Source organism: Streptomyces sp. NPDC086766, assembly GCF_044746005.1.
Lineage (GTDB): Bacteria > Actinomycetota > Actinomycetes > Streptomycetales > Streptomycetaceae > Streptomyces.
Genome location: NZ_JBIVBI010000005.1, coordinates 471,560 through 494,870, shown reverse-complemented (window position 1 = coordinate 494,870; position 23,311 = coordinate 471,560). Strand labels below are relative to the sequence as shown.

15 protein-coding genes and 1 tRNA gene are annotated in these 23,311 nt (G+C 74.0%); 9 read left to right on the top strand and 7 right to left on the bottom strand.

The genetic code is table 11. The annotated features are described in order from the left end of the window. The first annotated feature begins 229 nt into the window (after nucleotides 1–229). Nucleotides 230–5,203, top strand: coding sequence for a PAS domain-containing protein (locus ACIPM1_RS12840; RefSeq protein WP_402432843.1), 4,974 nt, complete (start codon nucleotides 230–232; stop codon nucleotides 5,201–5,203). A 50-nt stretch (nucleotides 5,204–5,253) separates the two neighbouring features. Here the strand turns inward: ACIPM1_RS12840 and ACIPM1_RS12835 are convergent, their stop codons facing one another. Continuing rightward, on the bottom strand, nucleotides 5,254–6,897 hold the full coding sequence (locus tag ACIPM1_RS12835; protein WP_402432975.1) for a long-chain fatty acid--CoA ligase: 1,644 nt from the start codon (nucleotides 6,895–6,897) through the stop codon (nucleotides 5,254–5,256). Between the two features lie 195 nt (nucleotides 6,898–7,092). Continuing rightward, the gene (locus ACIPM1_RS12830) at nucleotides 7,093–7,650 is read right to left on the bottom strand and encodes a SigE family RNA polymerase sigma factor (protein ID WP_402432840.1); all 558 of its coding nucleotides are present in this window, start codon (nucleotides 7,648–7,650) and stop codon (nucleotides 7,093–7,095) included. A gap of 763 nt (nucleotides 7,651–8,413) precedes the next feature. Here ACIPM1_RS12830 and ACIPM1_RS12825 point away from each other — a divergent pair. After that, nucleotides 8,414–9,283, top strand: coding sequence for a bifunctional DNA primase/polymerase (locus tag ACIPM1_RS12825; RefSeq protein WP_402432837.1), 870 nt, complete (start codon nucleotides 8,414–8,416; stop codon nucleotides 9,281–9,283). A gap of 16 nt (nucleotides 9,284–9,299) precedes the next feature. Here ACIPM1_RS12825 and ACIPM1_RS12820 read toward each other — a convergent pair whose 3' ends face one another. Further along, a complete protein-coding gene (locus ACIPM1_RS12820) occupies nucleotides 9,300–10,016 on the bottom strand; it encodes a hypothetical protein (protein WP_402432834.1) in 717 nt (238 codons plus the stop codon). 351 nt (nucleotides 10,017–10,367) lie between these two features. Here ACIPM1_RS12820 and ACIPM1_RS12815 point away from each other — a divergent pair, with 351 nt between their 5' ends. Then, nucleotides 10,368–11,468 (top strand): zinc-binding dehydrogenase, encoded by a 1,101-nt coding sequence (locus ACIPM1_RS12815; protein WP_402432972.1) that lies wholly within the window; start codon nucleotides 10,368–10,370, stop codon nucleotides 11,466–11,468. 296 nt (nucleotides 11,469–11,764) lie between these two features. Here the strand turns inward: ACIPM1_RS12815 and ACIPM1_RS12810 are convergent. Both ACIPM1_RS12810 and ACIPM1_RS12805 read right to left on the bottom strand, forming a co-directional pair. Continuing rightward, a tRNA-Ser gene (locus ACIPM1_RS12810) sits at nucleotides 11,765–11,851 on the bottom strand. Nucleotides 11,852–11,913: 62 nt separating this feature from the next. After that, nucleotides 11,914–13,410 carry a S1C family serine protease gene (locus ACIPM1_RS12805; protein WP_402432831.1) on the bottom strand — a complete coding sequence of 499 codons (1,497 nt, stop codon included), beginning with the start codon at nucleotides 13,408–13,410 and terminating at the stop codon, nucleotides 11,914–11,916. Nucleotides 13,411–13,670: 260 nt separating this feature from the next. On the opposite strand from ACIPM1_RS12805, the gene ACIPM1_RS12800 reads away from it, so the two are divergent. From ACIPM1_RS12800 to ACIPM1_RS12790, 3 genes are all read left to right on the top strand, one after another. Then, nucleotides 13,671–14,501 carry a glycerophosphodiester phosphodiesterase gene (locus ACIPM1_RS12800; RefSeq protein WP_356181193.1) on the top strand — a complete coding sequence of 277 codons (831 nt, stop codon included), beginning with the start codon at nucleotides 13,671–13,673 and terminating at the stop codon, nucleotides 14,499–14,501. 126 nt (nucleotides 14,502–14,627) lie between these two features. Further along, the gene (locus ACIPM1_RS12795; RefSeq protein ID WP_402432828.1) at nucleotides 14,628–15,266 is read left to right on the top strand and encodes an ATP-binding protein; all 639 of its coding nucleotides are present in this window, start codon (nucleotides 14,628–14,630) and stop codon (nucleotides 15,264–15,266) included. 232 nt (nucleotides 15,267–15,498) lie between these two features. Further along, nucleotides 15,499–16,464 (top strand): DUF5926 family protein, encoded by a 966-nt coding sequence (locus tag ACIPM1_RS12790; protein WP_402432825.1) that lies wholly within the window; start codon nucleotides 15,499–15,501, stop codon nucleotides 16,462–16,464. Nucleotides 16,465–16,839: 375 nt separating this feature from the next. Here ACIPM1_RS12790 and ACIPM1_RS12785 read toward each other — a convergent pair whose 3' ends face one another. Both ACIPM1_RS12785 and ACIPM1_RS12780 read right to left on the bottom strand, forming a co-directional pair. Next, on the bottom strand, nucleotides 16,840–17,397 hold the full coding sequence (locus tag ACIPM1_RS12785) for a hypothetical protein (RefSeq protein ID WP_402432822.1): 558 nt from the start codon (nucleotides 17,395–17,397) through the stop codon (nucleotides 16,840–16,842). A gap of 53 nt (nucleotides 17,398–17,450) precedes the next feature. Continuing rightward, a complete protein-coding gene (locus ACIPM1_RS12780; protein WP_356181205.1) occupies nucleotides 17,451–18,116 on the bottom strand; it encodes a bifunctional DNA primase/polymerase in 666 nt (221 codons plus the stop codon). Nucleotides 18,117–18,820: 704 nt separating this feature from the next. Between ACIPM1_RS12780 and ACIPM1_RS12775 the strand changes: the two genes are divergently transcribed. From ACIPM1_RS12775 to ACIPM1_RS12765, 3 genes are all read left to right on the top strand, one after another. Next, nucleotides 18,821–20,176, top strand: coding sequence for a PP2C family protein-serine/threonine phosphatase (locus ACIPM1_RS12775; protein ID WP_402432817.1), 1,356 nt, complete (start codon nucleotides 18,821–18,823; stop codon nucleotides 20,174–20,176). 136 nt (nucleotides 20,177–20,312) lie between these two features. Beyond that, nucleotides 20,313–21,800, top strand: a complete 1,488-nt coding sequence (locus ACIPM1_RS12770) for an aminopeptidase P family protein (protein WP_402432814.1) — start codon at nucleotides 20,313–20,315, stop codon at nucleotides 21,798–21,800. Between the two features lie 142 nt (nucleotides 21,801–21,942). Continuing rightward, the gene (locus tag ACIPM1_RS12765; RefSeq protein WP_402432811.1) at nucleotides 21,943–23,310 is read left to right on the top strand and encodes a PLP-dependent aminotransferase family protein; all 1,368 of its coding nucleotides are present in this window, start codon (nucleotides 21,943–21,945) and stop codon (nucleotides 23,308–23,310) included. Nucleotide 23,311 lies beyond the last annotated feature (1 nt).

Genomic DNA, 23,311 nt, shown 5'->3' with positions numbered 1-23,311 from the left:
AGGGCGTGTGCGCGAGCGCGTCCGTAAAGGTCCGGCGAAGGTCGTGCGAAGTGGAAGCGCAGGGTCACCGGTTCGGCCTCACTTTGTGGTGCGACCTCCCTCTCATCCTGCGTCGCGGGCGCAACCTCAGCGCATAGACTCCCTCGCGTGACACGTCGCGGGCCGGTTGGCAAGATGGCCCCCGCGGTCGGCTAGGTGCGGTAATGCGGTAACAGGGAGGAAGCGTCTCGTGAGCAGCAGGCCATCCCGAGGCGCTGCTCGCCTCGCAGCCATACTCGACGCGCTGCCCGACGCGTTGCTGCTGGTCAACGCCAACGGGACGGTCGTCAACGCCAACACCATCGCCCTGGAGGCCTTCGAGACCCCGGGGACCGCGCTCGTCGGGCGGGGTCTGCTCGACCTGCTGCCGGAGTTCGACTCCAAGCTGATCCCCGGCTCCATGCGGCGCCCCGACCACATCGACCCGCGCGGGCGCACCAAGCCGACCCGGATGACCGCCCGGCGCACCGACGGGACCGACTTCCCGGTCGAGGTCACGAGCGCGAATCTGGAGAACGGGCAGCAGGCCTACGACGGGCACGGCTACAGCGGCGACGAACTGCTGATGCTGGTCGTGCGCGACCTGTCCGGCACCGTCGACACCGAGGCCGAGCTGGCGCGTTCGCAGCGGCAGACCGAGATGATCCTGCGGGCCGCGTCCGAGGGCGTCGTCGGCACCGACACCGACGGGCGGATCGTCCTGGTCAACCCGGCCGCCGCCCAGATCCTGGGCTACCGGGCCGGCGAACTCGGCGGCCGCGAGCTGCACGACCTCGTCCTCCACTCGCGCCCCGACGGCTCGCCCTTCCCGTACGACGAGTCCCCGCTCGCCGACACCCTGCGCTCCGGACGCAAGCACCGGGTGCGCGGGCAGGTGCTGTGGTCCAAGAGCGGCGGCAAGGTGCCGGTCGACCTCACGACCGCCCCCGTCCGCGACGGCGACCAGCTCGTCGGCGCCGTCATGACCTTCGCCGACCGGCGTCCGCTGGACACGCTCACCGAGGAGAAGGCCGCCGCCGACAAGCGGCACGAGGAGGAGCTGGAGCGTCTCGCCGAGGAGCACGCCTCGGAGCTGACCGCCCTGCGCCAGCGGCACGTCGCCGAGATCGAGGAACTCACCGAAGGCCACGCGGAGGAACTCGCCGCGAACGAGGAGCGGTACGCCGCCCTCGGCGAGCGGGAGAAGGACCGCTTCGAGGCGCTGGCCGCCCGGCACGAGCAGCTGCTCACCCTGCTGGGCCGCTCCCTGCGCGGCCCCCTCGACGAACTCCGCCGCGAGCTCGCCGCGCTCGCCGCCGACGACGCCGGGCAGCTGTGGCCCGAGGCCAACCAGGTGCTCCACCATCTCTCGGCCGGCTACTCGCGCATCACCACCCTCATCGACAACGTCCTCGGCTACCAGCGCATCGACGCCGGCAGCGAGGAGATCACCCGTACGAAGGTGATGCTCGACGCGGTCGTCGCCGCCGGCGTCGACGGGGCCGTCGAGCTGGTGGGCCCGGGCCGGGTGCAGTTCGCCGTGCACGCGCCGCCCATCGAGGCCGAGGTCGACCCGCGGCGGCTCGCGACCGCGCTCGCCCACCTCGTCGCCGACGTGGCGGGCGTCGACGCGACCGGCAACGCCCCGGTGTCGGCGGGCGGTTACATGGACAACACCGTCGTGGTGGCGGCGGCGCAGCGCGGCGAGGTCGTACGGATCGAGGTGCGCGGACCGTACGCCGGGGGAGACCCGGTGCACGAGCCGATCGTCCGCGGGATCGTCCGGGCGCACGGCGGTGTGCTGCAGACGCACGAGGTGCCGGGGATGAGCGGCAACGCCTACGTCCTCGAGGTGCCGCTCGGCGCGGGCGCGGGGGCCGTCACGGCCGGCGCCCCCGTTCCCTTCACGGACACGCGGGCGGACCTGGTCCCGGACGCGGCCACGGGGGGAGCGGACGTCTCGGCGGAGGTCGCCCTTGCCGAGCCCGCCCCGAGCGGGGGGCGGCGGCGTGCCCGGCGGTCCTCCACGGACGCGTTCCTCGAGAGCGAGCACGAGGCCGCCGGCGAGGCATCCGGCGCCCCGACCGCTGCGACCGCCCCGACCGGACGGCGCCGCCGGCGTGCCGCCGAGCAGTCCGCGCAGACGGCCGACCAGGGTGCCGACGCCTCCGGCGGCACGGGACGGCGCCGCGGACGGCCCGCCGAGGGCGCCGGGGACGCCGGGGACGCCGAGGGCGGGACGGACGACGTGACCGAGGGCGCCGTCGTCACGGCGGCAGAACACGCCGCCGGGACCGCGGCGTCCGGCAACGGCCTGGGCGGCACGGTGCCCCCGCAGGGCGTGCCCGTGCCCGCCGGGCGGCAGGCCCGGCGCGACGCCGGTGAACCGCAGGCGCTGCCGCCCGCGCTGCCCGCGGTGGCGGAGCAGCGGACGGACGGGACGCAGGCGGCGCAGCCGACCGGGCGCCGTCGGCGTGCCCTCGCCGCGGCGACCGAGCGTGCCGCCGCGCAGGAGGCGGCTCCCCGTGCGGTCTTCGCGCTGCCGCCCGCCGAGGCGGACCGCCCGTCCGGCGCCCCGCAGGGACAAGGACAGGGGCAGGCCCCGGTCCAGGTGCCGCCGCAGGGCGTCGCGCCCGGCGCCGGTACCGACGGCGGCCGGCACGACGCCGTGCCCCACGACCAGGCCGACGACCACACCCCGCCGCAGCCGCATCCCACGAGCGCGCCGACGGGACGCCGTCGGCGCGCGATGGCCCAGCCCGCCGACTCGACTGCCCAGGGAACGACGCCCGCCCAGGGGATTCCCGCGCAGGGCGCGGCCGCCGCGCAGCCCGCGCCCGTACAGGCGGCGCCCGTGCCGGGCGTCCCGCCGCAGGCACCGGCGGCCGCCGCGGCCCAGCCTCAGGCCCAGGGTGCCGTACCGGGGCAGGGCCGTGTGGTTCCGCCGCAGGGCGCTCCCGTCCCGCAGGGCGGCCTCGTGGCTCCGGGACAGCAGGCGCCCCAAGCTCTGCCCGGCCGGCCGGAGGTGCCGGGTCAGCCCGTACAGCCGGGCGCGCCCGTGCCGGCACACGGCGCCCCGGGCCAGGTGGCACCAGCCGCACAGGCCGTCCCGCAGGCGGTTCCGCAAGCCGTCGTTCCCACCATCCCCCCGGTCGCGCCCGGGCAGCCGGTCGTGGCACCGGTGATTCCCGGGCAGCCGGTCCTGGCCCAGGCCGCCCCCGGCCAGCCGGTCGTCGCCCAGCCCGTCGCGGCCCCGTCCGGTGTCGTCCAGCCGGTCGTCGTCCCGCAGGCACCGGCGCAGCAGCCGGTGCCGGTGCAGCAGCCCCCCGCGCGGAGCATGGCCGGGCCGGTCCCGCCGCCCGCCCAGGGCGGTCCCGCCCAGCCGCTCCCCCCGCAGGGTGCCGGTGCCGTTCCCGCCCCGCCCCAGGCGGTCCCCGGCGGCGGCCTTCCCCCGGAGGCGGTCCCCGGCCAGGCGGTCCCACCGCAGGCGGTGCCCGCCCCGGGCGTCCCGGGACAGGGCGTACCGGCGGGACAGCCCGTCGCGCCGCAGGGCGCGGCGGCTCCGGGCATCCCGGCTCCGGGTGTCCCCGCCGGACAGCCGGCCCCGGGCGTCCCGGCCCCGCAGCCGTGGCCCGGCGCCGACGACACCTCCGGCACGGGCACCCCCGTACCGCCGGACGGTGCCGCCGTGCCCGTACCGCCCCACGCGCCCGGCGCACCGGCGTCCACCCCGCAGAGCGCGCCCGGCGCCCCCGTGCCGCCCGCTCAGGGCGCTTCGCAGCCGGCCGGGCCCGCCCCGGCCGCCGGTACGCCCGCGCAGGGCACGCCCGCCCAGGCGGCCCCGCTCCCGCCCGAGCAGACCCCCGGACGGCCCGCGGCTCCGCCGGCCGGGCAGCCGGCCGCCGGCGGTGCGGCCGCGCGGGCGTCGCAGCCGCTGCCCGCCGAGGCCGCCGCGCCGGTCGACCCCCACTCGACGCAGGGGCGGGCGTTCAGTGTGCGGACGCTCGGTCAGGGCGTCCCGTTCAGCCGCCAGGCGGCGCAGGTGCAGGTCCCCCAGCCCGGCGGGGCCACGCCTCCGCACGGGACCGGCGGTTCCGGTTCCGGACGCCGGCGCAAGCTGGGCACCCCGCCCGACCCGGCCGCCGCCCGCCCGGAGCAGACGGGCCGCCAGGCGCAGAACGTCCGGCCGGAGCAGACCGCCCGGCCGCATCCGCAGGCCGAACAGCCGCCCGCGCAGCCCCCCGTGGGCGGACAGCCCTCGCAGGCCGGGCAGCCGTCCCTGCCCGCGCAGCCGTCCCTGGCCGGGCAGTCCCGGCTCGCGCCCGCCACCGAGGGTGCCGGACGGTCGTACGCCATAGGAGCACCGGACGAGAACGCGGCCGAGGGGCCCGAGCCGCTGGACGGTCCGGGCGGTGCCGTGGAGATCGCGGACACGCCGCGGCCGCAGCCGATGGACGACGAGCTGCCGCCGGAGCCGCTGGACAACCCGCGCCGGCTGCTGGTGTGGCCCGCCCCGGACGTCGACACGCAGCAGGCGCTGAGCGACCGCGGCTACCGGCCGGTCATCGTGCACTCCCGCGAGGAGGTCGACGCGCAGATCGCCGCCTTCCCCGCCGCGCTGTTCGTCGACCCGCTGACCGGGCCGATCACGCGCACCGCGCTGCAGTCGCTGCGGCAGGCCGCGGTGGCCGCCGGGGTGCCCGTGCTGGTGACCGCGGGACTCGGACAGGCCACCCGCGAGGCGGCGTACGGCGCCGATCCCGCCGTCCTGCTGAAGGCGCTCGCCCCGCGCGACAGCGAGCAGCACCCGCCGCGCGTGCTGCTGATCGAGGAGCACGCGGAGATCGCGCTGGCGCTGACCTCGACGCTGGAGCGGCGCGGGATGCAGGTGGCGCGGGCCGCGAGCGACACCGACGCGGTGACGCTCGCCGGGCAGTTCCGGCCGAACCTTGTCGTGATGGACCTGATGCAGGTGCACCGGCGCCAGTCCGGGATCGTCGACTGGCTGCGCGCGAACGGGCAGCTCAACCGCACGCCGCTGGTCGTCTACACGGCCGCGGTCGACCAGGCCGACCTGCCGCGGCTGGCCTCCGGCGAGACGGTGCTGTTCCTTGCGGAGCGGTCCACCAGCGCCGAGGTGCAGGACCGGATCGTCGACCTGCTGGCCCGGATCGGGACCAACTGACCGCGGCCGGGACCGCGTGGGTCCCGGCCGCGTGCCCCACGGGGGGGGTGTCAGAGGTTGGTGACGTCCAGGTCCCCGGCGGCGTACCGGCGGCGCAGCACCTTCTTGTCGAACTTGCCGACGCTGGTCTTCGGGACGGCCTCGATCACCGTCCAGCGCTCGGGGAGCTGCCACTTGGCGATCTTGCCCTCTTCCAGGAGGAAGGTGCGCAGGGTCTCGAAGTCGGCGCCGGCGCCCTCCTTGAGGACCACGGTGGCCAGCGGCCGCTCGCCCCACTTGTCGTCGGGGACGGCGACGACGGCTGCCTCAGCGACGGCCGGGTGGGACATCAGGGCGTTCTCCAGCTCGACCGAGGAGATCCACTCGCCGCCGGACTTGATGACGTCCTTGGCCCGGTCGGTGAGGGTGAGGAAGCCGTCGGGGCTGATGGTGCCGACGTCTCCGGTCTTCAGCCAGCCGTCCTCGCTGAACTTGTCGGCGGGGCGCAGCGGTTCGGCGTCGGGGCCGTTGTAGTAGGCGCCGGCGATCCAGGGGCCGCGGACCTCCAGCTCGCCCGCGGACTCGCCGTCCCAGGGCAGCCGCTCGCCGCCGGGGCCGGTGAGCCGGGCCTCGACACCGGCCGCGAAACGGCCCTGGGTGAGCCGGTAGGCGAACTCCTCGTCCGTGCCGACGGCGTGGGCCGGGGGACGGGCGACCGTGCCGAGCGGGGAGGTCTCCGTCATGCCCCAGGCGTGGCAGACCCGCATGCCCAGCCGGTCGAAGGCCTCCATGAGGGAGGGCGGACAGGCGGAGCCGCCGATGGTGACCTGGGTGAGGGAGGAGACGTCCCGGGGCCGGGCGGTCAGTTCGGCGAGCAGGCCCTGCCAGATGGTGGGGACGGCGGCCGCGTGGGTCGGCTTCTCGCCCTCGATCATCTCGGCGAGCGGGGCGGGCTGCAGGAAGCGGTCCGGCATCAGCAGGTTGACACCGGTCATGAAGGTGGCGTGCGGCAGGCCCCAGGCGTTGACGTGGAACTGGGGGACGACCACGAGCGAGGTGTCCTGGTCGGTGAGGCCCATGGACTCGGTCATGTTGACCTGCATGGAGTGCAGGTAGACCGAACGGTGGCTGTAGACCACGCCCTTGGGGTCGCCGGTGGTGCCGGAGGTGTAGCACATGGAGGCGGCCCGGCGTTCGTCCAGCTCGGGCCAGTCGTACGCGGTCGGCTTCCCGGCGATCAGGTCCTCGTACTCGTGGACCCGGACGGAGGCGTCCGCGAGCAGCGCGCGGTCGCCGGGACCGGAGACGACGACGTGCTCGACGGTCTTCATGTGCGGCAGCAGCGGGGCGAGCAGCGGCAGCAGCGAACCGTTGACGATGACGACCCGGTCGGCCGCGTGGTCGACGATCCAGGTCAGCTGCTCGGCGGGCAGGCGCAGGTTGAGCGTGTGCAGGACCGCCCCCATGGAGGGGATGGCGAAGTAGGCCTCGACGTGCTCGGCGTTGTTCCACATGAGGGTCGCCACGCGCTCGTCGTCCACCACCCCGAGGTCCTCGCGCAGGGCGTGCGCCAGCTGGGCCGCCCGGGTGCCGATCTCGGCGAAGGAACGGCGGTGCGGTTCCCCCTCGCCGGTCCAGGTGGTCACCTGCGAGGTCCCGTGGACCGTCGACCCGTGGGTCAGGATCCTCGAGATCAGCAGCGGTACGTCCTGCATGGTGCTCAGCACGGCGTCCTCCCGGGGGCGACATTGCCTACGCGGCGGTAAGGGCTGCGCTGATTCTGCTCACATACCACGCGGTATGTCACTAGGGGCGGGCCATCGATCACGTGACCTTTCGCACTGGTGGACCGTGCCACAGGACACACGGGCCGCCGCGGAGGGGCGCGGGACGACGCGCGGGACGGACGATCAGCGTACGAGGCCCAGCTCGGGATTCTCGCGCAGTTTGCCGAGCGCCCGGGAGACCGCCGACTTCACCGTGCCCACGGACACCCCGAGCACCTCCGCCGTCTGGGCCTCGGAGAGGTCCTCGTAGTACCTGAGGACGACCATGGCCCGCTGCCGGGCGGGCAGCTTCGCGATCGCCCGCCACATCGCGTCGTGCAGCGCCTGCTGCTCCGCCGGGTCGGGCGCGCCGGGCACGGGCTCCGGTTCGGGCAGCTCCTCGCACGCGAACTCGTCGACCCTGCGCTTGCGCCACTGGGAGGTGCGTGTGTTCAGCAGCGCCCGGCGCACATAGCCGTCGAGCGCCCGGTGGTCCTCGATCCGCTCCCACGCCACGTACGTCTTCGTCAACGCGGTCTGCAGCAGGTCCTCCGCGTCGCTCGCGTTCGCGGTCAGCGACCGGGCGGTACGCAGCAGCACCGGCCGGCGGGCCCTCACGTACGAGGTGAACGACGGATACGCCGGGGTCCGCGTCATCGGGGCGGCGGCGTGCGACGCACTGGTGCAGACGGGTGTGGTCATGGCTCCACGCTAGGAGCGCGCCCGCCCCCGCGGATCGGCCCCAGGTCCCGAAGCGGGGTCCCCCTCAGGTTGTAGGGGTGGGGCCCGCCGCACCTCCTGAAGGTGGACGAGCGGGCCGCGCGCACTGGGGGTTCACCCCGGGGCCCGGCCACCCTTCTGACCATCCGTCAGCCGGTTGCAGCCCCAATCCCGTCGCGGCCGCGTGAAAGCGCCTGCGCGGCGGCGCCGAAGCACCGCCGCGCAGGCGTTGTGCAACCCCACAAGCACACCCCACAGGGGCGCTCAGGACCGGCGGATCCCCAAATGCGCCGGTCCGACCCGGCTCACCAGAGGCGGGTGAAGTGGACGGCCGTACGGATGCTTGCCATGTGCGCTCCTCCAGTACGAGGTAGGAACCGGCTTCCCTGCCGGAGACATTGAGGCGTGAGGTACCTGAACTTCGGCTGTCACCAGGGCGGTCGGCCGACCGGCCCCGGGTTTCTCCACGACGTCGCAGGATCAGGGTTGCCCAGGGAATCCCGGATGATTCATCCCGGACGCCATGATTCGCACGCAAGCGTGAGGACAAGTCGATAAACCCCCTTCGCCACCTTTCATGGCCCAGAGGCCACGATTCGTACCACCACGGGCACCCCGCGCCCGGCCACCGCACACGCTGAAGCGTTTCGGCAACCAGGGCGTCCGCATCGACGGCCCCCGGTGTGTCGAGACGGCCGACGGGCACCCTCTTCCCTTTTTCGAACGTGAGTACGAACATAGGGGCATGGCCACCATCGACCGGCAGGCCGCGACGCTGGCCCTCGCACACGCCCTGTCAGCCGCCGAACGCGGACTGGCCGTCATCCCCCTGTCCCGGACGAAGCTGCCGGCCCTGCGCTCCCCGCACCGCGACGACCCGGCCCCGGCCCCCTGCCACGGCGAGTGCGGCCGCTTCGGCCACGGTGTGTACGACGCCTCCACCGACCCCGCGCGCATCCGCGCCCTGTTCGCCGCGGCCCCCTGGTCCACCGGCTACGGCATCGCCTGCGGACTGCCGCCGTACCACCTCATCGGCGTCGACCTGGACACCAAGTCCGGCACGGACTCCTCGGCGGCCCTGCGCGAACTCGCCCTGCGCCACCTGTTCACGATCCCCCCGACCGTGGTCGTGCTGACCCCCAGCGGCGGCCGCCATCTGTGGCTGCGAGGTCCCGCGGACGCCGTCGTCCCCAACTCGGCGGGGCGACTCGCCCCCGGCATCGACATCCGCGGTGCGGGCGGCTATCTCGTCGGTCCCGGCTCCCGCACGGAGCACGGGGTGTACGGCACGGCCCCCGGCACCGCCCGCCTCGCGCCCGCGCCCTGTCCGCCGGCCCTCCTGCGGCTGCTGCTGCCGCCTCCCCGCCCGGCGCACCACCCGGCGCCCGCGTCGGCGGGCCGGCACGGCCAGGGGCTGGTGCAGTTCGTCCTCGGGGCGCACGAGGGCCAGCGCAACACCCGGCTGTTCTGGGCGGCCTGCCGCGCCTACGAGGACGGCATCGGACCGGCCCTCGTCGATCCCCTGGTCGACGCGGCCGTACGCGCGGGCCTGCCCGAGCACGAGGCTCGCGCGACCGTCGCCTCGGCGGCCCGCATGACGGCTCACCGGCCGTGACAGCGGCCCGTACCCGCTACGGCGTGAACACCTCGTCCAGCCGGTGGATCGCGCCGTCGTCGCCGGTCTCGTACCGGAACACCAGGCCGGAGTCCGGATGCGCCTCGATCCAGTCGATCAGCTCCTGCACGCCGATCCGCCGGTTCTCGCTGCTGTCGGTGACGGGGTTGGTGGCGGTGACGTACGCGGCCTGGTCGAGGGCCCAGCGGCTCTCCTCGCCGGTGACGACGAAGGGCGCGCCGTCCGTGTCCTTGCCGGGACACCCCCAGGCCCCGTGCTGGATCACGAGGTTGACCTTGCCGGTGGCGCCGTCGAGTTCCTCGACGCGGTAGACAGCGAATTCGTCGGGATCGACGTGGTCCGGGTCCGGCGCCTTCCCGGCGCAGTCGGCGGCGGGCGCGCCGCTGGCGGCCGGTCCGGGGCCGGCCTTCCCGGCGGGTCCGGCACCCGTCTTCCCGGCGGGTGTGGTGCCGGTCTTCCCGGCGGGCGTGGCGCCGGCCGTCGCCCCCGCGCCCGCAACCGCACCGGGCTTCTTCGCGGCGGCGCCGGAGGACGGGACGGTGGTGGTGGCGGCGGTGGCCGCCGCGTCGGGCGAGGCGGTGGCCGTGCCGCCCGCACCCGGCTTCGCGGCGGCCCCGGCGGCGCCCGCGCTCCCCCCGCATCCGGTGAGCACGGCGGACAACGCGACGGCCGCGAGCGCGACACCGGCGGGTCTGAGACGGCTGGCCTTCATCTGGGACGCCCCCCTGTTGTGCATACGGCTGTGCACACAGCCGTTGGTACGGCGGCCCGTCCGGGCCACCCGGACCGGGACCGTAGCAACGCCCTTCTCCGGCCGCAGCACACCGACCGCCGATGTCACAGACCCGGGACGCGACCGTCACGGGGCGAGGACGGTGCGACACCCGAGCGGAGGGTGTCCTGGACCACGCCCGCTCCACGGTCTGTCGGGCGACGGCGGACGGGATGGGAGCGGGGAGGGTGGTGGGGTCGAGGAACTCGCTTCTCGCTACCGGTGGCCGAGGACAGGAATCCCAAGGCGGGCAAGCGGGGCTATTGGGACGCCCGGCATAGGATTCTTCACATGAAAGATCTGATGACGGCTGCTGTGCTCACCGGCCACGGAGGCCTGGACAAGCTGGAGATCCGCCGCGACTGGCCGGTACCCGTTCCAGAGCCGCATCAGGTGCAGGTCCGGGTCACGGCCGCGGCGGTGAACAACACGGACCTCTGGACGCGGGAGGGGGCCTACGGCAGCCCCGACGATCCGAACGCCGTGTCCGGATGGCTGGGGCCGATCGACTGCCCCCGGATTCAGGGGGGCGACATCGCGGGCGTGGTCAGCGCCCTCGGCCCTGGGGTCCCGCCGGACATGCTGGGGCGACGCGTCCTGGTCGACCCCGGGCTCTACCGTGACAGCAGTGCGGACAAGCCGCCGGTGGGGTTCCTGGGCAGCGAGGCCGACGGTGGATTCGCCGAGTTCGTCACCGTTGACGCCGATCATGTGCACGATATGACCGGCAGTCCCCTGACGGACGAACAGTTGGCCTGTCTGCCCGTCGCCTACGGCACCGCCACCGGGATGCTCGACCGCGCAAGGGTGCGCTCCGGGGAACGGCTGCTGGTCACCGGCGCCTCCGGAGGCGTGGGACTGGCCCTCGTTCAGCTGGCGTCCGCACGAGGCGCCGAGGTGGTGGCCGTCACCAGTGCGGCCAACGCCGAGGCGGTACGGGAATCCGGAGCCGCGCACGTCCTCCTGCGGGATGCGGAGGATCTGGCCGCGCAGGTGAGGGCCCTCGCCCCGGACGGCCTGGACGCGGTGGCCGATGTCGTCGGCGGGCCACTCATCGGCACGCTGATGCCTACGCTACGGGACGACGGCCGCTGGGTGATCGCAGGGGCTGTGGCCGGCAGAGTCGTGGAGTTCGACCTTCGCCGACTCTACCTGCACAACATCACGCTCATCGGTTCCTCCATGCACACACGGGCGCACTTCGCCGCTCTGGCCGACGCGGCACGAGCAGGGGTTCTGGCCCCTCGCATCGCCGCGCGCTTCCCGCTGACCCGTCTGCACGATGCACAACGAGCATTCGCCGAGACGCGTGGTGCCGGGAAGATCGTCATCAACATGGACGAACCGAGCGACGCCCCCGTCGAAAGGCATGCCGACCAGGGCACTTGCTGACGTGAGGCCTGACGGCTACACGCTGTTGCATCTGGTCCGGTGGTTCTGCGGTACAGCAGCGGAATGCAGCAACCCCTGCAACCGGCAGCATCCCGTTCGGGCCGTCAGGGGCCTCCGGGCACCCTGCATGACCGCCGCTGACCGATCTCTGTAGAGCTACGGATCAGAAGGTGTCCGTGCCATAGGCGTGCCAGAAGGGGAACAGCGGGGAACAGCGGACAGCGACGGTGACCGGACATGAGAGTGGCCCCTGACCGAATCTTCCTGGTCAGGGGCCGTTCTCACTGCTCGCCGTGCGGAGGCGGTGGGATTTGAACCCACGGTGACATCGCTGCCACGACGGTTTTCAAGACCGTTCCCTTCGGCCGCTCGGGCACGCCTCCCCGCGCTGCCCGTGATCGGCGGCGCGGGGACAAGACTAACCGGTGGGCGCGGGCGTGTGGGGTCAGCCGTTGTCGCCGATGCGGGCGCCCAGCGTGACCTCGGTGGTGCGCTCCTTGCCGTCGCGCAGGTAGGTGATGGTCACCTTGTCGCCCGGCTTGTGGGTCCAGATCTCGCCGATCAGGGTCGGGCCGGAGTCGATCACGCGGTCGTCGAGCTTGGTGATGACGTCGCCCGGCTTGAGGCCGGCCTTGTCGGCGGGGCCGCCCGACTCGACCGGGGCGGAGCCGCTGACGCCCTGGTCGGTGATCTTCGCGCCGTTCGCGCGGTCCTCCAGGGACACGGAGGCGCCGATCTTCGCGTAGACCGGCTTGCCGGTCTTGATCAGCTGCTGGGCGACGTACTTGGCCTGGTTGATCGGGATGGCGAAGCCGAGACCGATCGAACCGGACTGGCCGGAGCCGCCCAGGCCGCCGCCGCTGCCCGTGGACTGGATCGCGGAGTTGATGCCGATCACCGCACCGCGCGAGTCCAGCAGCGGGCCACCCGAGTTGCCCGGGTTGATGGAGGCGTCCGTCTGCAGGGCGCTCATGTAGGACGCCTTGCTGTCGGAGCTGCCGTCGCTGGAGGCGACCGGGCGGTTCTTGGCGCTGATGATGCCTGTCGTGACCGTGTTCGACAGGCCGAAGGGGGCGCCGATGGCGATCGTCTCGTCGCCGACGGCCACCTTGTCGGAGTCGCCGAGGGCGAGGGGCTTGAGGTCGCCCGGTGCGTTCTTGAGCTTGACGACGGCGACGTCGTAGCCCTGCGCGTGGCCGACGACCTCGGCGTCGTACTTCTTGCCGTTGGGGAAGGTCGCGGTCAGCTTGCCGCCGTCGACCGCCTCGGCCACCACGTGGTTGTTGGTCAGGATGTGGCCCTGGGTGTCGAAGACGAAGCCGGTGCCGGTGCCACCCTGGCCGCCGGCGCCCTCGGCCTCGATGGTGACGGTGCTCGGCAGTGCCTGGCCGGCCACGCCCGCGATCGAGTTCGGGTCCCGCTTGACCTGCGAGGCACCGGTGTCGGAGGCGGAGACGGTGGTGGAGCCGCCGGCGTCGTTGTTCTTGGCCAGGGTGTAGCCGAGGCCGCCGCCGAGGCCACCGGCGACCAGCGCGGCCACCAGGACCGCGGCGACCAGGCCGCCACGCCGGCCACCGGGCTTCGGCGCGGGCTGCTGGTACGTCGAACCCCACCCGGAGCCCGAACCGCCGCCGTCCCCGTAGGACGGGCCGGCGGGCGGGGCAGGAGGGGGCCAGGAGCCGTCGACGGGCCCGCCGGGGCCCTGCGGTCCGGGCGCGCCGGTCCCGCCGTGGCCGCCCGCCGACGCGTGCGCGGGCGGCGGCCCGCCGTGCACCGCGTCCTGCTGCGGGGCGCCCGGCACGTGCGGAGGCGTGCTCGGCGGCGGGGGCGTCGGGCCGCTCCGGGGGGCGGTCGTACCGGGGGAAGCAGCGGGAGATTCCACCGGCACGGGAGGTGCGGACGGGGCCGGGGGTACCGCGGTGCCCTCGTTCTCGGTGCTCACAGCTCTTCTCCTCGAATCACGGCTGCTGGTGCAGGCCTCACTCGGTCACACTCGATCACGCCTGTCGACGACCCGGCGCGCTTCAGCATGTGCATGTGCCTGTGTATGTCCTCAGCTTTTCCCACGGGCCGTCAGAGCACCATAAGCGGTGGCTGTGGGTCCGGGGCCATCCCTTACATAGGTCATCTCACACGAAACGGACACATTGTCTACGCCCGCCCGCCGTCACGCGTACCCCCGAGCGGTGGCACCATGACGCCGTGACCCACGCACGGCAGCAGCACCCCATTCAAGTCGTCGCCCACCGCGGAGCCTCCGAGGACGCCCCCGAGCACACGCTGGCCGCCTACAAGAAGGCCATCGAGGACGGCGCGGACGCCCTTGAATGCGACGTACGCCTCACCGCGGACGGCCACCTGGTCTGTGTCCACGACCGTCGTGTCAACCGTACGTCCAACGGCCGCGGAGCCGTGTCGGCCCTGGAGCTCGCCGACCTGACCGCGCTGGACTTCGGCTCCTGGCCGGCGCGCGCCTCCCGGCGCGGCCGGGACGAGGAACCGGACTGGGAGGTGCGCCCCGAGGACCCCCAGGAGACCGCCGTGCTCACCCTGGAGCGGCTGCTCGAGCTCGTCGCCGACTCCGGGCGCCGGGTGGAGCTGGCGATCGAGACCAAGCACCCCACGCGCTGGGCGGGGCAGGTCGAGGAGCGGCTGCTGTTGCTACTGAAACGGTTCGGCCTGGACGCCCCGGCCTCCGCCGAGGAGTCCCAGGTGCGCGTCATGAGCTTCTCGGCGCGCTCGCTGCACCGGGTACAGGCGGCCTCGCCGACGCTGCCGACGGTCTACCTGATGCAGTTCGTCTCGCCCCGGCTCCGGGACGGGCGCCTTCCGGCGGGCGTCCGGATCGCGGGGCCCTCCGTCCGGATCGTGCGCAAGTATCCGGCCTACATCGAGCGGCTGCAGCGGGCCGGGCACCGGGTGCACGTGTGGACCGTGAACGACCCCGAGGACGTCGACCTCTGCCTCGACCTGGGCATCGACGCCATCATCACCAACCGGCCGCGCGCGGTTCTGCATCAGCTCGGCCGCTGATCGGCCGCACCCCTTGACCCGGGGGCCGTACTGCACCATCCTCCGGAATCGGCCACACCGCAGCAATCCAGCCACACCATGACAGGGAGTGCTCCGGCGCGTTCGGAGCGTGTTCGACCGTTGCCAGTGCGTCACCGGACGGGGATTGGCCGGTTTCCGGTTCAGGCCAATGGGGCATCCACACCGTGGCGTGGGGCGAAGGAGGTCTCGGGGGTGGCGTTGGTGGTGGCACAGGAGGTGCCCGCGTCGTCGAGCATGGCCGTACCCCATGGCCCTGCGGGCGTGGGGGCAGCAAGACACCGGATGCGTGAGCAGTTGCGCGGCGATGGCGTGGCGGAACCGGTCATCGACGACGCCGTACTGATCCTTTCCGAACTTCTCAGCAACGCCTGCAAGCACGGGAGGCCCCTGGGCGGCGCCCTGACCGGCGACGGCGCCATCCGGGCCGCGTGGCGCGTGGACACCGGCGGCCGGCTGGTCGTCGAGGTGACGGACGGCGGCGGACCGACCCGCCCGGCCCCGGCCACCCCCTCGGTCACCGCGCACGGCGGCCGCGGGCTCAACATCATCACCGCCCTCGCCGACGACTGGGGGGTGCGCGACGACGTCCGCGGCGAGGTCACGGTGTGGGTCGTGGTCCACGACGACGTGCACGATCCCGACGCCGGACACCGCCGCGACGACTTCGCTACGCGCGTCACCGCCCCGCCGGTGTCGGCGATACCGGAGCTGAGCTTCGCGGACGCCTTCGACGACCTGGACTGAGGCGACGCCCGGAAGCGCAGCGACACCCGGGGACGAGACGACATCCGGGGACAAATGACGTTCGAGGTCGAGGCGAGGCGCCGCCGGCCGCCGCTGTTCACCGCCGCGCCCCCTCACCCACCGCCGGACGAGTTGTCCACCGTCGGTGCGTTGTCCACAGGATCCCGTCGCTGATGGCCTGAACGGCTAGGCTCCCGCCGTACGAGACGAGCCGTAACCGGGAGACAGCCAGATGGCCAAGAAGCGACCCCAGACGAAGGCCAAGCGCCCGCAGCTCACGGACGGAGAGATCCCGGTCGTCGGCGCCCGCGAGCCCTGCCCCTGCGGCAGCGGGCGCCGTTACAAGGCCTGCCACGGCCGGGCCGCCGCGCACGCGGCCACCGAGCTGGTGCGACGGCCGTTCGAGGGTCTCCCCGGCGAGTGCGACTGGGTGGCGCTGCGCGAGCTCGTCCCCGCCGCCACGGTCCGGCTGACGCTCCGGGAGGACCTGCCCGAGGGCGTCCCGTCCGTCACGCTGGCCACGGTCCTGCCGATGGCCTGGCCGGCGCTGCGCCGCGACGACGGCTCGGTCCTGCTCGGCCTGCAGAACGACACGGCGTCCGGCGACATCAGCCGCGACCTCGCCGACACGCTCCAGCAGGCCCTGGAGGCCGAGCCGGGCACGCCGGTGCAGGGGCGCCGCGCCCCGGCCGACGGACCGCGGCTGCAGGACCTGCTGGACCCGAAGGCCCCCTTCGAGCCGGATGTGCACGAGGGCTTCGAGTTCTGGGTGCCGGACGCGGAGCACGCGACGCCGGAGGTCACCGCCTCCCTGGAGCGGGCCAACGCCGCGGCCATCCCGACGGTGCGCCTGCAGGGCGTGGACGCCGCCTACTGGTGCGAGACGCCGGAGAAGAACCACCTGCGCTGGGTCATGCCGCACCCGGAGGAGCAGCTGCTGGACGCCCTGGCGCGCCTGCACGCGGCGGGCCGTTCGAGCCTGGGCGAGGGCACCCGCCTCGTGGGCTCGTTCCGCGCGCACGGTCTGACGGTGCCGGTCTGGGACCTGCCGAGCGGAGTCGGCGCGGAGGACGTGGAGAAGCCGGCCGCCGAGTTCGCCGAGCGGCTGGCCGCCGCCCTGGCCACCGAGGCGCCGCTGACCGCGGAGGAGCGCCGGGCGCGGGGCGGTCTGACCAACCGTCAGGTCACGCTCAGCTGACCGCCGGTTCGGGGTCCACGGAGGCCGCTCTGCGGCCTCCGGCCCACGGACGCCGCCTTTCCGTTTCAGGAGCGGCGGACCCGGGTCCCGGGCTCGTGAGCCACGGCTTCGGCTGACCGGCCGGTCAGCCGAAGCACCCGCCCGGCGTGCGTGACACCGGTCACAACTCACGCTCGGGAAAAGGGAGTCGGTGTCCGGAATGGCGGCACACGCGATGACTGGAAAGCCGAGATCGAATTTGCGAACCGCCGATCTCTTGTTACCGTTCCACTAGCCCGGTTGCTGGTGCATCCCCCGTCGCCAGCAACCGGGTCTTTCCATGCGCATCGGTGTTCACGGTGCGCATCCGGCACCTCAACCGCCCGTGTCCGCCGCCTAGTTGCTGCCGGAACGCAGCAGCAGCGGCCCGCGCCCGCCGGGTGCCGCGAACTCGGCGACGGCCGAGTACGCCGCCGGCGTCCCCCGGGTGTGCTCCCGGGGCGTCTCGCACGTCCCCGGCTCGTCGCTCCCGTCCAGCGCGCAGCGCGTCTGCACCGCCCGGTCGCCGGGGGCCATCAGACTCAGGGCCGCGTCCAGGGCCTTGCCGGTCGCGTTGCGGTAGTAGGCGCGCGCCCAGGTGTCCTCGCCCTGGGTCAGTACACAGGTCTGCGCCTCGACGCCGCCGGGAGACGTGACCTCCGGGCCGCAGCGGGCGGCGGTGGCCAGGCCGAGTCCGAGCAGCAGCGGGGACGCGGTGCGCGCCTTCGAGGGCGCCCCGTCGTCGCCGGAGGGCACGCGGTGGCCGTCGCGCGGCATCTTGTCATCGCCTCGCGACAGCGGACGCGGGGCGGCGGCGCGGCCCTCGCTGTCCACGGGACCCGCGGACGCCACGGCGAACGGCAGCACGACGGCGCCCGTCACGACGCCCAGGAGGGCGAGCAGACGGAGGTTCATGAACGGAAGATAGCGACCGCGGCCCACCCACCCCTCCGGCGCGCCCGGCACCCCTACAACTCGGGGGCGCTCACACCCGTACGGGTGAGGGCGTCCACCGCGGCGTCCACGACGGCCTCCACGTCGGGCACCCAGGGCGAGGCGGAACCGGGCAGCGGGGCACGCTCCCAGCGGATCGATCCGGTGCCGGTCTCGGAGGGGGGCAGGGCGAGGTAGCCGCCCTCCCCGTGGAACCGGAGAGAGCCGGGCACGAAGTCCTTGGCGTAGAGCAGTTCGCCCAACTGCTCCATGGAGTACGGCTTCACCAGCAGCGCCCAGCGGGTGGGCGAGGCGACGACCGGGCCGAGGCGCATGCCGACGCGGTCGAGTGCGTCGAGGGCGCGGGCGGCCGGGAGGGCCGGCAGGCTGACGGCGCACGGGGCCGTGCCGCCGGTGGCCAGGACGATCGGCGCGGTGGGCCGGTTGGCCCACCACCAGCGCACCATGCGGGCGTCGGTGGTGGCGGCCAGGAGTCCCGGGTCGAAGGGATGCGCGCCGGGCACCGTGCACTCCGGGTCCGGGCAGCCGCAGCGGCCGCGGCCCTGCGGATCCGGTGCCACGCCCGGGAGTACGGGCCACCGCCACCGTGTCGCGTAGGTCAGGGCCGCGCTGATCTGCTCAGGCCTCCCGTCGCTGCGCCGGGACAGAAGCCTGCGTCGCCTTCCGGGGATCTCGCGCATGAGCGCTCGTCCTTTCCGTTGCACCGCTGGCAACACCGTGGGTCGTATCACGCCATGTGTCGATCACTTCACTGTGCGTACCTGGTGGCGCATCACACCCCTGCCGTCAGGCACGGGGAACCCCTGTGGGTCGAGCGTGGGCTGCGTCCGCGGCGGCCCCGTCCGTACTGCGTCTACCTGCGTCCGGCAAAAGTATGGGCGTGGCGTGGGGTGGCGGAGCGTGGCGTTTTGCCGTTGCGCGTTTTGCTCTCCGCCTCCACCGCGGAGGATGGGGCACGGTCGTCGGTGGCTAAGACGCCCGGGTCCGTCGCCAGGTTCCGGGCGGTTCCCACCACCCCTGGCCTTCACCGAGTACGTACCCATCACGACCGCTGTGACGCTCCGTGGAGCAAACCCAGTCGACCGCAATAGACCGTTACCCGAGGCAGTTTTAAGCCAACTTCGCTATTTCGCAAGGGGTCCGTCGGAGAACCCCTGGAGTCCCTCTGACACCAGGAATACCGGCAGGACAATGCTGGACATCCCCTTACGAGTGCGTGTACATGTGGAGACACTGCTGGCGGCGCAGAATGACATGGGGGTTTTGCGATGCTTTTGAGCAATCCGCACCGGTCGGAAAGCCGGACGCCATGAACGCCCCTCACCCTCCGAAAGTGGCTGGAATCGATTCAGCGGTTCCGACCCCCGCACACACTGTCGCCTCCGTGTCCGCCGCTCCGGGTACCCCCGAGGCCGCCGCCCCGAACAGCCCGGACCCCGCACCCGCCCCGTACCCGCCGGGAGCACTGCTCCAGGACCGGCTCGCGGGCTGGGTCTCGGACCTGACGACCCTGCACGAACTCACCGAGCGGCTGGCCCGGACGAACGGGCTCGACGCAGCCCTGGCGGAACTGCTGCGCGCCGGCGCCGCCCTGGTGGGTGCCCGGCGCGGCCTCGTCGTCCTCGAACCGGGCGACGGGCTCGGCCCCCGCACCACGGTCGGCCTGGGCCTGGGCCGCGCGGACCTCGGGCACATCGAGACCGTGCCGCGCCGCGCGCTGCCCTACGGGGCGCTCCTCGGCACCGGGGTCGTCCCGCCGGGCGGCGCCGGCGAGATCGTGCACGCCGACCTGTTCGCCGAGGACGGCCTCGACCCCCGCCACCGCGAGGTGGCCACCCGCCTCGGCTACGCCGCCAGCTACGCGCTCTCCCTGTCCGCCGAGTCCGCCGGCCGCCTCGGAGCGGCGGTGTGGTTCTACGACGAACCCGCCGAGCCGTCCGACCGCCGCCGCCATCTCGCCGGACTGTACGTCCGCTACGCGTCCGAGCACCTGGCCCGGCTGCTGGAGGTGGAGCGCACCCGCGCGTGCCTGCGGACGATGTCGGAGGAGCTGCTGCCCTCCCGGCTGCCCCGGGTCCCCGGCGTCCAGCTCGCGGCCCTGCACCGCACCGGCCCGCGCGGCGGCGGCGACTGGTACGACGCGCTGCCGCTGCCCGAGGGCGCGCTCGGCCTCGCGGTCGGCTCGGTCACCGGGGCGGGGCCCGGCGCGGTCGCCGCGATGGGCCGGCTGCGGGCGTCGCTGCGGGCGTACGCGGTGATGGAGGGCGAGGACCCCGTCGCCGTCCTGTCCGACCTCGAACTGCTGCTGCGGCTGACCGAGCCCGCCCGCTCCGCCACCGCCCTGTTCGCCTACTGCGAGCCCTCCCTGGGCAAGATCACCCTCGCCGGGGCCGGGCACAGCCCGCCGCTGCTGTTCGGCGACCGGCGCACCGAGTTCGTGGAGACGTCGGTGTCCGCCCCGCTCGGGATGCTCGCCTGCTGGGAGGCGCCGAGCCTGGAGTTCGAGGTGGAGCCGGGCGAAACGGTGCTGCTCTACACCGACGGGCTGCTGCACCGTACGGGCGAGCCGGTGGACCGCGCCTTCGCCCGGCTGCGCACGGCCGCCGCGAGCGTTCCGCGGGCGCTGCGCGACGACCCGGCGGCCGTCGCCGACCACGTCCTGCGGACGGTCCTGCCGGAGGGCCTGGACGCCACGAACGGCGCGGAGGACGTGGCCCTGCTGGCGGCACGCTTCGAGTGACGGCCGGCGCCCGGGCGGACGCCGCCCGGGCGTGTGCGCGCCGCCGCGCTCCGTGACCGGCCCCTTCCCGGCCCGGCACCCCCGCCGCCCGACCGTACGATGGGGGCGGTCCAGTGCCGTATCGAGGAGGAAGACCGTGGCCGACGAGCTCACTGCGACGGTGTCTGATCCTGCTGCTGACGCAGCGGGCCCGGAGACAGAGCCGGAAGAGCCGATCAAGCAGCGTAAGAACGGCCTGTACCCGGGCGTGTCCGACGAGCTCGCCGAGAACATGAGGAGCGGCTGGGCCGACACCGAGCTGCGCGGCCTGGAGCCCGTCGAGCAGGCCGGGCACACCGCCCGCCGCCGTGCCGCGCTCTCCGCGCGCTTCCCCGGCGAGCGCCTGGTGATCCCCGCGGGCAACCTCAGGACCCGGTCGAACGACACCGAGTACCCCTTCCGGTCGTCGGTCGAGTACACGTACCTCACCGGCGACCAGACCGAGGACGGCGTCCTCGTGCTGGAGCCGACCGCGACCGGCCACCGCGCGACGATCCACCTGCTGCCGCGCTCGGACCGCGAGAGCGGCGAGTTCTGGCTCTCCGGCCAGGGCGAGCTGTGGGTCGGCCGCCGCCACTCCCTGACCGAGGCCGAGCGGCTCTACGGCATCCCCGCCGCCGACGTGCGCGAACTGGCGGACAGCCTGCGCGAGGCCACCGGCCCGGTCCGCGTGGTGCGCGGTCACGACGCCGGCGTCGAGAAGGCGCTGACCGACAAGGTCACCGCCGAGCGCGACGAGGAACTGCGGGTCTTCCTCTCCGAGATGCGGCTGGTCAAGGACGACTTCGAGGTCGGCGAGCTGCAGAAGGCCGTCGACTCCACCGTGCGCGGCTTCGAGGACGTGGTGAAGGTCCTCGACAAGGCCGAGGCCACGTCCGAGCGCTACGTCGAGGGCACCTTCTTCCTCCGCGCGCGCGTGGAGGGCAACGACGTCGGCTACGGCACCATCGCCGCCGCCGGCCCGCACGCCTGCACCCTGCACTGGGTGCGCAACGACGGCCCGGTCCGCTCCGGCGACCTGCTCCTGCTGGACGCCGGCGTGGAGACCCACTCGCTCTACACCGCCGACGTCACGCGCACGCTGCCGGTCAACGGCGCCTACAGCGAGATCCAGAAGAAGATCTACGACGCCGTGTACGAGGCCCAGGAGGCCGGGATCGAGGCCGTCCGGCCGGGCGCCAAGTACCGCGACTTCCACGACGCCGCGCAGCACGTGCTCGCCGAGCGGCTCGTCGAGTGGGGTCTGGTCGAGGGCCCGGTCGAGCGGGTCCTGGAGCTCGGCCTGCAGCGCCGCTGGACGCTGCACGGCACCGGCCACATGCTCGGCATGGACGTCCACGACTGCGCCGCCGCGCGGACCGAGACGTACGTGGACGGCACCCTGGAGCCGGGCATGGTCCTCACCGTCGAGCCGGGCCTTTACTTCCAGGCGGACGACCTGACCGTGCCGGAGGAGTACCGCGGCATCGGCGTCCGCATCGAGGACGACATCCTGGTCACGGAGGACGGCAACCGGAACCTGTCCGCCGGGCTGCCTCGCCGGTCGGACGAGGTCGAGGCATGGATGGCGTCCCTGAAGGGCTGACGTCACGGCGGTGGCCGGGTACCGGGGAGGTGCCCGGCCACTCGTCTGCGGGCGTCCGGACGGCCGCCCGCGTGCGCGCGGCCGGGCCGCGTACGCACCTTTCCGCGCTCCTTTCGGGGCGCGTTCTTCACGTGGGGGGATCGTGGACGACTTCTGGTCCGGTGTCGGGGTGGACCTGCATCTCGAGCCGGACGCGGCGGCGGGCCGGCGGGCGGGACTGGAGCGGGCGCTGCGGGACGCCGTACGGGACGGGCGGCTGACGCCCGGGACGCGGCTGCCCGCCACCCGGCGGCTCGCGGGCGAGCTGGGCGTCTCGCGCGGCACCGCGAAGGCCGCGTACGACCAGCTCGTCGCCGAGGGTTATCTGACGGCGCGGCAGGGCTCGGGCACCCGGGTCGCCGCGCTGCCGAGCGTCGACGCGGAGGAGCCCGGCGCGGCGGCCCGCGCGCGTGCGCCCCGGCTGGATCTGCGGCCCGGCAGCCCGGACGTCGGGGCGTTCCCGGCGGCGGCCTGGCTGCGGGCGCTGCGCCGCGCCATCGCGACGGCGCCCTCACTGGCGTACGACTACGGCGACCCGCGCGGCCGGATCGAGCTGCGCACGGCGCTGTCGGGCTACCTGGGACGGGCCCGCGGGGTGATCGCGCCGCCGGAGCGCATCGTGATCACCTCCGGGTATGTGCAGGGTCTGGCGCTGCTGACGCGGGTGCTGGAGGGCGGCGAGGTCGCCATGGAGGACCCCGGGCTGCCCTTCCACCGGGAGGTGGTGCGCCGCAACGGCGGCGATGTGGTGCCGGTGCGCGTCGACGAACGGGGGACCCGCGCGCAGGAGCTGGGCGAGGAGAACGCGGTGGTCGTCACGCCCGCCCACCAGTACCCGACGGGCGTGACCCTGCACCCCGAGCGGCGCCGGGCGCTCACCGACTGGGCACGCTCACGGGGCGGGCTGATCGTCGAGGACGACTACGACGGGGAGTTCCGCTACGACCGTCAGCCCGTCGGCGCGCTCCAGGGCATGGCGCCGGGCCTGGTCGCCTACCTGGGCACCGCCTCCAAGAGCCTCGGGCCCGCCCTGCGGCTGGGCTGGATGGTGCTGCCGCCGCACCTGGTCGACGTGGTGGCCGACGCCAAGCTGCACAGCGACCACCACACCGAGACCATCGGCCAGTTGGCGCTCGCCGAGCTCATCGACAGCCACGCGTACGACCGGCACGTGCGCGCGTGCAGGCTGCGCTACCGGCGGCGCCGGGACCAGCTCGTCGCCCGGCTGGGCGGACGCCGGCGGGTGCGGGGGATCGCGGCCGGCCTGCACGCCCTGGTGGACGTCACCGACGAGGCCGGGGTGCTGGCCCGGGCGGAGGCCGAGGGGCTCGCGCTCGGACGGCTCGGCGACCACTGGCACACCCCGGGCGGGGACCGCCCGCAGGGACTGGTCGTCGGCTACGGGACGCCCCGCGAGAGGGTGTACCCGGAGGCGCTGGAGGTACTGGCGAAGGTCCTGGAGGGGAACTGAC

Coding starts and splice junctions, on each gene's coding strand:
- ACIPM1_RS12835 (WP_402432975.1), bottom strand. CDS start 6,897: ATGCAGGACGTACCGCTGCTGATCTCGAGGATCCTGACCCACGGGTCG.
- ACIPM1_RS12830 (WP_402432840.1), bottom strand. CDS start 7,650: ATGACCACACCCGTCTGCACCAGTGCGTCGCACGCCGCCGCCCCGATG.
- ACIPM1_RS12825 (WP_402432837.1), top strand. CDS start 8,414: ATGGCCACCATCGACCGGCAGGCCGCGACGCTGGCCCTCGCACACGCC.
- ACIPM1_RS12820 (WP_402432834.1), bottom strand. CDS start 10,016: ATGAAGGCCAGCCGTCTCAGACCCGCCGGTGTCGCGCTCGCGGCCGTC.
- ACIPM1_RS12815 (WP_402432972.1), top strand. CDS start 10,368: ATGAAAGATCTGATGACGGCTGCTGTGCTCACCGGCCACGGAGGCCTG.
- ACIPM1_RS12790 (WP_402432825.1), top strand. CDS start 15,499: ATGGCCAAGAAGCGACCCCAGACGAAGGCCAAGCGCCCGCAGCTCACG.
- ACIPM1_RS12785 (WP_402432822.1), bottom strand. CDS start 17,397: ATGAACCTCCGTCTGCTCGCCCTCCTGGGCGTCGTGACGGGCGCCGTC.
- ACIPM1_RS12780 (WP_356181205.1), bottom strand. CDS start 18,116: ATGCGCGAGATCCCCGGAAGGCGACGCAGGCTTCTGTCCCGGCGCAGC.